The following is a 10,583-nucleotide window of genomic DNA, read 5'->3' on the forward strand; positions in this document are numbered from 1 at the left end:
TTTCAGTATGATCCTATTATAAACTATGCAGTGATGGTAGGTAGGACGTTTGATTTAGTTCGGGTGATAATTCTCAGGTGAGGTGAATCTTTCCAGGTATATCTGTCATTGTTCTATTTCTATCTCATCTCTTATTTACATGATAGCTGGTGATGGTTGGGTGGGTTGGGTGAGATGATGTGAACAGATACAGGGTTTTTGGGTTGTAATCTAGCGTTATTAATGGTGGGTTATGTTTTTTATTGTTGGGTTTCGTTCCTCAACCCAACCTACTTGCTTCCCCACAAAAATTGTTGGGTTTTGTTGCTAAACCCAACCTACTTGCTGAGGTATTATTATTTCGATTTTATAGTCTATATAAATTTAATCCCAAAGCCACGCAATTAATCCTATTGCAGCACCAATTCCGCCACCAATAGCAGCACCAGCTGGCCCAAATACCGAGCCAATGCCAGATCCTGCTATCGCTAAACCTGGAATAATTGAAGCATCAATTCTTTTCTTGACTTCCTTCTTCTGTTCTTGAGTAAGCTCGATGCGTGGTTTTTGAGGACTAGCCTGAGCAGAAGCATATGGTGTAGAATCTAGTTCAGATTTTTTCTTTCCCGACTGTGGCGATTTGAGGCTATCCGCCATAGCTAAAAAAAATGGTATAGTACCACGTTCGGATATTCTTGAAAATACTTTTGTGAAAAGTTCTCCAAGCCATTTTTCACCATCTGGAGTTATTTCGCTTCCAGTATCTACAGCAAGTGATGGAATTTCGTTTGCTACAACTAAGCCAACGTCTTCACACTTGGCTATCGCTTTGCGGATAAGCTCTGTTCTCTTCTTTAAGGCTTCTGGATACTTTACTGCACTAACAGAGTTAGCAAATGTAAAAATGATAATAGCGTGTTCCCATACTTTTGAACCGAATGCTTTTGAAATCAATTCAATAGCTTGAATCTCATCGCTCCTAACCCTTGTATCATTCAGAGGGCTAACAAACCACATTGAGTCAATCTGCGTTATTTTTGAACGCATCAGGTCTAAATACTGCTGATCCCTTTCTGCTTCCTCAATGTCATCACATAGACCCGGAGTATCAATAACTTGAAACTTGATACCATCAAGTTCAGACTCATAAGATTCAACTCCCATTGTTGTTGCTTCATAGTCTCCAACTTCAGCAATCTGTTTCCCCATTAAGGCATTTACAGTACTAGATTTTCCAACTCCTGTACGACCAATTAAAAGGAATACAAGCTTTTTTTCACGCGCCACTGGAAGTTTTGCTTGAAAAGCTTCAAGGAATTTTTGGGCTTGTTGTTCAATCATGAATATTCTTTTTTGGTAGAGAAATTACACATAAATTCAAAAACTACTTCATTATTGCACTTCTAATTTAAAAAAATACCGCAAATACACGCAAGAAAACGCCAAATTACCTGCATTTATCTGCGTACATCTGCGGTTTAAAAAACTTAATGCACTAATGCGATCGCTCTTTTTGTCAACGCATCAGCCGTCAAACCATTAAAGGCCATGAGTTCCCCAGCGCTGGCGGTAGTTTCTCCACGCTTCCATGCGAAGGTATCGCGCTTTGAATTACTGCGTAACATAATTGGTTCTAACATCGCCGCAGCACCACCTGTAACACCAATTAAGGCATCTCCACCAAACAATTTATCAAAATCGGCATCACTCAAGAAACCGCCGTCTGGTTCAGAACAAGTTTCCCATGCAGTATCATCAGGACGATATAAACGTCGAGGATTGATGATAGAAACAATCTTTACACCAATACCTTCAGTTTCTAAGAAAGAAGCAGCTTCAAATACGGGAATTAGTGTTAAATCACCAATTACCGCAAATACAACCTTCTTCGCACCAGCAACTTCATGCAATAACACCGCACCATCTCGCAAGCCTTTATGAGTTTGTTCAAAACTTGTGCGAATTGGCAAAGGTGACTTACTGGCAGTAATCACAATTCCCTTATTTTTAGTTTTCAAAGCCCAGTCATAACAGACTTGAATACTGTTAGCATCAGGGGGGAATAACGGAAATACATTGCCATTTCGCATCAACGCTGCAAAGTAAGCTTCAATTTCAGGTCTTTGGTGAGTCCAACCGTTACGTCCTTGCTCTAATGCCCCTGCCGTATATAATGTAATAGTTGAGGGAGTTGGACGGCGCAATTCTGCCATTGCTTGGGTGACAGTTTGCCAAATTGGTAACCCGTTGATGGCAAAAGATTCATAAGAACACCATAATGTTCTCGCACCCATTAAAGATAAACCAGCAGCTAAACCTGCACAAGCATCTTCACTCAATGGTTCGTAAACTTGTCCCCCTGGTGCTTGGTTATATAAGTCGTCGGTGGTGGGGTGGATAATCTTTAATGCTTGGTTAATGTTGGCAATTCCTGATGCTTCGTTACCGTCGGCGTTGGTGACAAGGAAACTTTTATCTATATTTCCTACAACTCCTACTAATTTTCCCATGGCTGTAGTCGAAACTTGAGGAATAGGCCCAACTGCATATTCTTCTAAAGGCAATTTACCCAATTCTGCTAATGGTAATTCAAATTCTGTTACCACTGTTTTTGCTGCTGGGCCACTGCCGGCACGTTCGGCATTTGTTCGCACTATTTGCCAAGCTTCTGCTGATAAAGCACGGGTTTGTAAAGCGCTGATGATATGGGGAGCATCGAGGGTATCTTTGGGATAAAGGTTGTGAGATTTTGCGCCTCTGGCGTGGACTCCTGCGCCTTTAAGTTGTTTAATAATAAATACGGTAAGTTGTCCGCTGAGAGCAGAACGGGCAGCTTTATCTACTCCCAAAAGTACTGCTTGGGTAAATGCTAGGCGCTTCTCGAAAGAAAAAGCGGTACTATCAACGTAATCTCCTGGTTGGTTTTGATCATCAAATTCTTTGGCATCTACTAATATGACTTCGTCAAAACCGTTACCTTTCCAGAATGCCGTCATCTGTTCGTTGGTTTTTAGAGATACCATGCTGTGGTGTTCTTGGCTGTAACCGTTCCACACTAGCACTGGTAAAAAGTTGGTGACTGTGGGGTAAGCTGTGTGGAAATGGGCGATCGCACTCACGATATAAGGTTCACCCAATCCACCATCTCCAACGGTGAAGGGAAACAGCTTGTCTTGGTGCAGGAGTGCAGCAGACATGGCAAAATGCTGTCCTTGCCCCAAAGGCCCGGCAGGTGCTAAAATGCCGGGGATATAGCCAGAGAGATGCCCCAATAAACCGTGCTTTTCTCGAAAGCGATCGCGCAATTGTTGGACTGTAAAAATTCCCATGTCCTCTAAGGAACGATCCAAAAACATGGCACTATAGAAACCGGGGGCGTGGTGTCCAACTTCGGTGATAATGTTTTTATATCCCAGCATCACCAGAGAGGCATAAGCTTCTGCTTGGCTAGCAAAACCTCCAGGATGTCCAGAAGCCTTACTACCAGTCACTTGTAGCGTTAAGTAGCGGAGAGCATCGGCAGCGAGTACAGTTTGATAAACTGCAGTTGGATCTGTGGGGGATGCGATCGCCACTTTACCCAACTCAATCGCAGGATTTGCACCATAAGTTTTAAAATCTGGTAATGCTTCCCCAAAATATTGAATTCCTTCGCAAAAATCGGGAAGTGCTGAAGATGCCTTTGGGCTGATTGCTGTCATGCTGAATACCTTATAAAATGAGGGAAAACTGTAGATGCTCGATTAATTTAACAAAAATTTTACATCTTTCTGTCTGTAACAGTTTATTGCTTTTTCGCAACCACAGAATAAGAAACTTAAATCCTCACCTCACAAAAACTTCTGCTTTTCCTGAAAACTCAACTCCCTAATTTGGTAACAACCCCAAATCCTGCCAATACAGTTCCGATAACATCCCCCACATTAGATAAAGGGATAAAGAAAAAAATAGCCCCCTTGTTCAGGGTGCTTAGAGGCATATCCGCGAGATAAAAATTACTGAAAAAAATGCCTCACAATATCATAAGTTCCCCATGGTATCTACCCTAGGAATATACACAAAGAAACCCAAATATGATCACAACTCCTGATGTGTAAATATCCCTATTTATTTTCTCAAGTCAGCCTACCCAGACTTTGCCTGTATCCTTCCAGGAACTCTATTCGCCCTGGGTTCTAACTCCTCCAATTTGGTTATATCTTTCTACAGATACGCACTTGAGGAGGTAGAGTTTATAGTAACCAGTAATAGGTTATTAAGAAAGCACAAATTCATGGTCAATACAAGGCTATTCCGTTCTAGACATAACTCCCCCTGAACTTCAGTTCAGGGCTAATAACTCGCATTCCGTTAAAACGGACTATAAATTTCTTTTCGTCGTCTTTAACGAGTTAGAGTTTTTGTTGTGTAAGCTGACAATCCTATAATGTGCATACCATCATTCAATCTAACTCTTGTGGGGTGGGCATCCTGCCCGCCCTTGATGTTCAAATTAAAAGCCCAACAGCTTAGTTCATTTACCTGAAAATAACTGTAGGTAATGACATTAAATTTTCCACAATTTTCTAATATCATAAAATAAATCTAAGTCTACAATTACAATTATGCAAGAGTATGATGTTGTTATTATCGGCGCAGGACATAACGGGCTAGTATGTGCTGCTTATTTACTGAAAGCGGGCTATAGCGTCTTGTTACTAGAAAAACGTTCCGTTCCTGGTGGTGCAGCCACAACAGAAGAATGCATGCCAAAAGAAGCACCAGGATTTAAATTTAACCTCTGTGCCATTGACCATGAATTTATTCACTTGGGGCCAGTCGTTGAAGAATTAGAACTGACAAAATACGGCTTAGAATATTTAGAGTGTGATCCAGTTGTATTCTGTCCCCATCCAGATGGCAAGTATTTTTTAGGGCATAAGTCTTTAGAAAAAACTTGTGCTGAAATTGCCCGTTACAGTGAGCGAGACGCTCAAAAATATGCCGAATTTACAGACTACTGGCAGCGGGCACTGGGGGCAATGATTCCCATGTTTAATGCCCCGCCCAAATCAATTATAGATATTTTTGGTAACTACGATGTCAAAAAGCTGAAAGATTTATTTTCAGTCATTGGTTCCCCATCGAAAACGCTGGACTTTATTCGCAACATGATGACCAGCGCCGAAGATTTACTTAACGAGTGGTTTGATTCCGAATTTCTCAAAGCGCCATTGGCAAGATTATCCTCAGAACTTGGTGCACCACCTTCACAAAAAACCATTGCCATTGGTGCAATTATGATGGCAATGCGTCATAATCCAGGTATGGCTAGACCTCGCGGTGGTACGGGTGCATTAGTGCAAGCATTGGTGAACTTAGTCACAAGTAAAGGTGGCGTTATCCTCACAGATCAGCACGTGGAAAAAATCTTAATTGATGATGGAAAAGCTGTAGGTGTGCGGGTTGCTGGTAATAGAGAATATCGTGCTAAATACGGCGTGATTTCTAATATTGACGCCCAGAGGTTATTTTTACAAATGACCGAAAAAAGTGATATTGATGCAGTAGATCCTGATTTATGGGAAAGATTAGAACGCCGCATCGTCAATAATAATGAAACTATCCTCAAGATAGATTTAGCTTTAGACGAACCTCTGCGCTTTCCCTTCCACGCGCACAAAGACGAATACCTGATTGGCTCTATTTTAATTGCAGATTCGGTGGCTCATGTAGAACAAGCTCATAGTAAATGTACCTTGGGAGAGATTCCCGATGCTGACCCATCGATGTATGTAGTCATGCCTAGCGCCCTTGACCCCACATTAGCACCACCAGGCAAACATACCCTATGGATTGAATTTTTTGCCCCCTATCAAATTGCTGGTGCAGAAGGTACTGGGTTAAAAGGTACGGGTTGGACAGATGAATTAAAAAACAAAGTTGCAGATAGGGTAATTGATAAGTTGGCAGCTTATGCACCGAATGTAAAACAAGCAACTATCGCCCGCCGTGTAGAAAGTCCGGCAGAATTGGGAGAAAGATTAGGCGCACGTAAAGGAAATTATTACCATATTGATATGACCCTAGATCAAATGATATTTTTCCGTCCTTTACCAGAATTAGCGAACTACAAAACTCCGATTGAAAATCTATTTTTGACTGGTGCCGGCACTCATCCAGGTGGTTCTATTTCTGGAATGCCAGGGCGCAATTGTGCCCGTGTATTTTTACAGGCAAAACATCCCATAGCCCAAGGTTTAAAGGATGCAGGAAATTCGATTAAGTCAACCGTTGGGTCTGTTTTTGGGATTAGTTAGTCCTTGTATATTTCCCGGATGTAGGGCTAATAACTAAATATGCCTGCTGAAACTGTTACTCTACAAATCCCTGAAATCCTCTATCAGCACCAGTAATTGATAATTCTTTCTTTCTAGTGAAGTAAGTCATACTTGCTACTGATGGCAAACAGGACAATAAACTGGTCAAATAAGAATGATGTTGCTCACGGCAGAGTAATGACAGACAGGGTTTTGATTCTTGGAGGACGGGGGCGGATTGGTAGCAGCGTTGCTCAGGATCTAGTCGCCCACACGCAGGCACAAATTACCATCACTGGGCGTTCTCCAGAGATGGGAGAGGCTGTAAACGTTTCTTCGGGAGGACGAGAGCAGTTTTTGCTATTGGACTTGGCGGAAGTTGACAAGGTGCGGGAGGCGATCGCAAATTCTGACTTAGTCATTCACTGCGCTGGGCCCTTTCACTACCGAGATACTAATGTTCTCGAACTTTGCATTGCCCAAGGCGTTAACTATCTAGATGTCAGCGATCACCGTTCCTATACTAGCAAAGCGCTTAATTATCATCAACAAGCTGCTGCTGCTGGTGTAACGGCAATCATTAATACTGGCATTTTTCCTGGCATTTCCAACAGCATGGTACGTCAGGGAATCGAGCAATTAGATATCCCAGAAAAAATACATTTAAGTTATTTAGTTTCTGGTTCTGGCGGTGCTGGCGTTACAGTGATGCGGACAACTTTTTTGGGGTTACAGCATCCTTTTGAAGCTTGGATTAATGGTAATTGGCAATTAATTAAACCTTATACTGACCGGGAATCTATTAACTTCCCACCACCATATCGACGCCATGGAGTTTACTGGTTTGATATGCCAGAAACTTTCACCCTACCCCATGCCTTTCCATCAGTGAAAACTGTAATAACTAAATTTGGCTCTGTGCCTGATTTTTACAATCACCTAACTTGGATAGCAGCACATATATTTCCTAAATGGTTAATGCAGCGTCGTTACATGATTGAATTTTTGTCTCATGTTAGTCATTTAATGACCGATGTCACCAATAACTTTAGTGGTATTGGCGTAGCAGTTCGTGCAGAAGTTACAGGGCAAAAAAATGGCGAAACAGCCGCTTATTGTGCAACTCTAGTACATGAAAATACCGCCATCGCTTCTGGTTGCGGCACAGGAAGCATCGCCCAATTATTGCTAAATGGCAAACTCAACAAACCAGGGGTATTTCCGGTGGAAGAAGCACTACCTACAGATTTATTTATTCAAGTAATGCAAAGCCGAGGTATTCAAATTAATCATAATTGGTTATCGCCATCTTAAACAATTAAAAATTAAAGCTTGTAGTAAGGACTTTAGTCCTTAAAATTCTTTGATTGAGCGATTTATCCCTCACCACAAGCTAAATTCTCATTCATTTTATATTTTCATGTGCCAATTAACTAGACCTATTTAAATTCATTAATTGTAGCAGCAGGAGTAGACTTTATCTGGTTAGCAATATTGCGTTCATACCAATTCATTAATGGAGTTGCACTAATGCCATGTACAATCACAGAAACTACAATAGTAGTGTAAGTTATCCAGGCAATTTGTTCGCCAACTTCGCCTTTTAATCCATGACCAAATGCATAACCAAGATAATATAAAGAGCCAACACCGCGAATGCCAAACCAACCAAATAACCAGCGAGTTCCTGAATTTAAACTTCGGCGGGATGAACCAACAGGACGCTTACCAATGGTGCTGATCCAAACCCCTAGAGGTCGGATGACAAAGAATAACAAAACTATGACTAACAAAGATTGAGGTGCATATTTTAGCATTGGCGGCCATAATAATATTGATCCCAATAGCAAAATTGTCCCAACTTCTAGCAGCTTTTCCATTTGCTCAAGAAATTCTAATTGTCCCAGCGGTATTTCTGGATTTCTGTAACTTTGTTGGACTACTAACCCAGCAACAAATACCGCCAGAAAACCATAGCCATTAACAATTTCTGTTAGAGAATAAGTTAATAAAATTGCACCTATGGCAATAAAATCTTCCATTAATTCATCAACAGAACGGCGCTTTTGAATTCTTTTATCAATCCAAACTACTGCTTTAGCTACAATAATTCCCATAACAATAGCTGATGCGATCGCCCAAATTAAATCAACCATTACCCATTGTTTAAACCAGTTATCCCAGTTATTATCTTTTAAAGCATAAAGACCAAAATAAACGAAGGGAAACGCTAAGGCATCATTTAACCCACCTTCAGAAGTTAAACCAAACCGCAACTCATCTTTATCATTTTTATCAGTCAGTTGCACTTCAGAAGCTAAAACTGGGTCAGTTGGGGCGAGAATTGCCCCTAATAAAATAGCCGCACCCCAATCCATTCCTAAAAATAATTTGCCCACAGCAGCCAAGCCAAAAATTGAAATTGGCATCAAAAATCCAATCAGCCGCACTGTGATATCCCAAACAGCTAAGTTTAGGGGCATAACTATTTTTAACCCGCAGCTAAATACAGAAATAATCACCACAAATTCCGTTAGACGCTCCAAAAACTCAGCGTTGAATACTTCATCACGACGCAGTTGAATCAGCCCTAAGCCATAGGGACCTAGAAAAATACCAACTACTAGATAGATGAGTGCGAAGGAAAGAGGTAAACGCGAAATCCAGCCTGAGCCTAATGTTACTCCCAGTAAGAGTAGACCAATCACAAGCAGGTCAATAATATATATATCTACCATGGGTGTTTGTATAAAATCCAGGTGTTACTTTGCAAGTTTAGTTGTGATTTCTTTATGTATAGATAACCTATAGGTAGATTTTATAAATATATTTTCTATCTATTCTTTTCTAAATTTGTTAGTTTAGTATAAAAATAAATAATAGGAACCCTGATCATGCAACTCCCAGCTATTCCACAAAGTCCAAAATTTATACAGCGGATGCAGTGGCTTTTTAATCCTTTGCAACTGATGGAAACATCTGCAAGGGCGCATGGCGAATGTTTTGCATTATGCCTGACTAGCCAGAAACCCATAGTATTTTTTAGCAATCCCCAAGCAATTCAGGAGCTTTTTACCGCTTCTCCAGAAACTTTTGATGCTGGGAGGTCAAACCCAGTTCTTAAACCTTTGATGGGTGAAAATTCGTTACTTTTGCTAGATGGTGTATCTCACCAACGCCAGCGACGGTTGTTGACGCCGCCATTTCATGGAGAACGGATGAAGACTTACGGTCAAATTATGGCTAAAATCACTAATGAGGTCATTAGCGGTTGGAAAATTGGCGTACCTTTTTCGGTGCGTTCGGCAATGCAAGAAATCTCTCTCAAGGTGATTTTACAAACTGTCTTTGGTTTGCATGAGGGAGAGCGGTTTGCACAATTAGAAGAATTATTGGGTTCTTTGCTAGATTTATCTGGTTCTCCGATGCGTGCAAGTATATTCTTTTTTCCCGCATTACAAGTAGATTTGGGCACGTGGAGTCCTTGGGGAAAATTTTTGCATCAAAAACAGCAAATTAATCAGCTGCTGGATCTTGAGATTCAGGAACGCAGAGATCATCCTGATCCATCTCGCAACGATATCCTTTCATTGATGATGTTAGCGCGTGATGAAAATGGCGAACCGATGACGGATGAAGAGTTGCGCGATGAGTTGATGACTCTGTTAGTCGCAGGTCATGAAACTACCGCTTCAGGTTTAACATGGGCATTTTACTGGATTCATCGTTTGCCAGAAGTGCGGGAAAAGCTGCTGGCTGAGTTAGATAATTTTGGTGATAACGCAGATTTGTCGGAAGTTGCTCGTTTGCCCTATCTTACAGCAGTCTGCCAAGAGACGCTACGCATTTATCCTATCGCGATGATTACGTTACCTCGCATTGTCAAGTCACCAATAAAAATCAGTGGTTATGAATTTCAACCGGGTACAATGCTTGCGCCTTGTATATATTTAACCCATCGCCGACCGGATTTATATCCAGAACCCCAGCAGTTTAAACCAGAGCGCTTTTTAGAACGGCAGTATTCACAGTATGAATATATTCCCTTTGGTGGTGGGAATCGTCGCTGTTTGGGTATGGCGTTTGCTATGTTTGAAATGAAACTAGTTTTAGCTACGGTGTTGTCAAATGTGGAGTTAGCGTTAGTTGATAATATTCCAGTTAAGCCTATCCGCCGTGGTGTGACTTTAGCCCCTTCTGGCGGTAAGTGGTTGGTTGCAACCGCTCAACGGCAACAGGTGAAGATTCCGGTTGGGGTGTAGTTTAAGATGGAATAGGTGATGAGCTACACCCCGCTGGATGCGA

The 10,583-nt window shown here is 41.4% G+C and carries 6 protein-coding genes; 3 read left to right on the forward strand and 3 right to left on the reverse strand.

Going from position 1 to position 10,583, the window contains the following annotated elements; genetic code table 11:
• Window positions 1-363: 363 nt before the first annotated feature.
• Together H6G32_RS06870 and H6G32_RS06875 are read right to left on the reverse strand one after the other, a co-directional pair.
• Window positions 364-1,320, reverse strand: coding sequence for a GTPase (locus H6G32_RS06870; RefSeq protein WP_190456444.1), 957 nt, complete (start codon window positions 1,318-1,320; stop codon window positions 364-366).
• 146 nt (window positions 1,321-1,466) lie between these two features.
• Window positions 1,467-3,680 carry a phosphoketolase gene (locus H6G32_RS06875; RefSeq protein ID WP_190456446.1) on the reverse strand — a complete coding sequence of 738 codons (2,214 nt, stop codon included), beginning with the start codon at window positions 3,678-3,680 and terminating at the stop codon, window positions 1,467-1,469.
• A 903-nt stretch (window positions 3,681-4,583) separates the two neighbouring features.
• On the opposite strand from H6G32_RS06875, the gene crtO reads away from it, so the two are divergent.
• Together crtO and H6G32_RS06885 are read left to right on the forward strand one after the other, a co-directional pair.
• Window positions 4,584-6,278: a beta-carotene ketolase CrtO gene (gene crtO / locus H6G32_RS06880; protein WP_190456448.1), complete on the forward strand. Its 1,695-nt coding sequence runs from the start codon at window positions 4,584-4,586 to the stop codon at window positions 6,276-6,278.
• A gap of 198 nt (window positions 6,279-6,476) precedes the next feature.
• Complete coding sequence (locus tag H6G32_RS06885; RefSeq protein ID WP_190456450.1) at window positions 6,477-7,592, forward strand: saccharopine dehydrogenase family protein; 1,116 nt, start codon at window positions 6,477-6,479, stop codon at window positions 7,590-7,592.
• Window positions 7,593-7,717: 125 nt separating this feature from the next.
• On the opposite strand, the gene H6G32_RS06890 is transcribed toward H6G32_RS06885, so the two are convergent.
• Window positions 7,718-9,016 (reverse strand): cation:proton antiporter, encoded by a 1,299-nt coding sequence (locus tag H6G32_RS06890; RefSeq protein ID WP_190456452.1) that lies wholly within the window; start codon window positions 9,014-9,016, stop codon window positions 7,718-7,720.
• Window positions 9,017-9,172: 156 nt separating this feature from the next.
• On the opposite strand from H6G32_RS06890, the gene H6G32_RS06895 reads away from it, so the two are divergent.
• Window positions 9,173-10,540, forward strand: coding sequence for a cytochrome P450 (locus H6G32_RS06895; RefSeq protein ID WP_190456454.1), 1,368 nt, complete (start codon window positions 9,173-9,175; stop codon window positions 10,538-10,540).
• Window positions 10,541-10,583 lie beyond the last annotated feature (43 nt).

Source organism: Cylindrospermum sp. FACHB-282, from assembly GCF_014697195.1.
Taxonomy (GTDB): domain Bacteria; phylum Cyanobacteriota; class Cyanobacteriia; order Cyanobacteriales; family Nostocaceae; genus Cylindrospermum.

Excerpts from the sequence above, each read along its gene's own strand:
- H6G32_RS06870 (WP_190456444.1), bottom strand. The coding sequence starts at position 1,320 with ATGATTGAACAACAAGCCCAAAAATTCCTTGAAGCTTTTCAAGCAAAA.
- H6G32_RS06875 (WP_190456446.1), bottom strand. The coding sequence starts at position 3,680 with ATGACAGCAATCAGCCCAAAGGCATCTTCAGCACTTCCCGATTTTTGC.
- crtO (WP_190456448.1), top strand. The coding sequence starts at position 4,584 with ATGCAAGAGTATGATGTTGTTATTATCGGCGCAGGACATAACGGGCTA.
- H6G32_RS06885 (WP_190456450.1), top strand. The coding sequence starts at position 6,477 with ATGACAGACAGGGTTTTGATTCTTGGAGGACGGGGGCGGATTGGTAGC.
- H6G32_RS06890 (WP_190456452.1), bottom strand. The coding sequence starts at position 9,016 with ATGGTAGATATATATATTATTGACCTGCTTGTGATTGGTCTACTCTTA.
- H6G32_RS06895 (WP_190456454.1), top strand. The coding sequence starts at position 9,173 with ATGCAACTCCCAGCTATTCCACAAAGTCCAAAATTTATACAGCGGATG.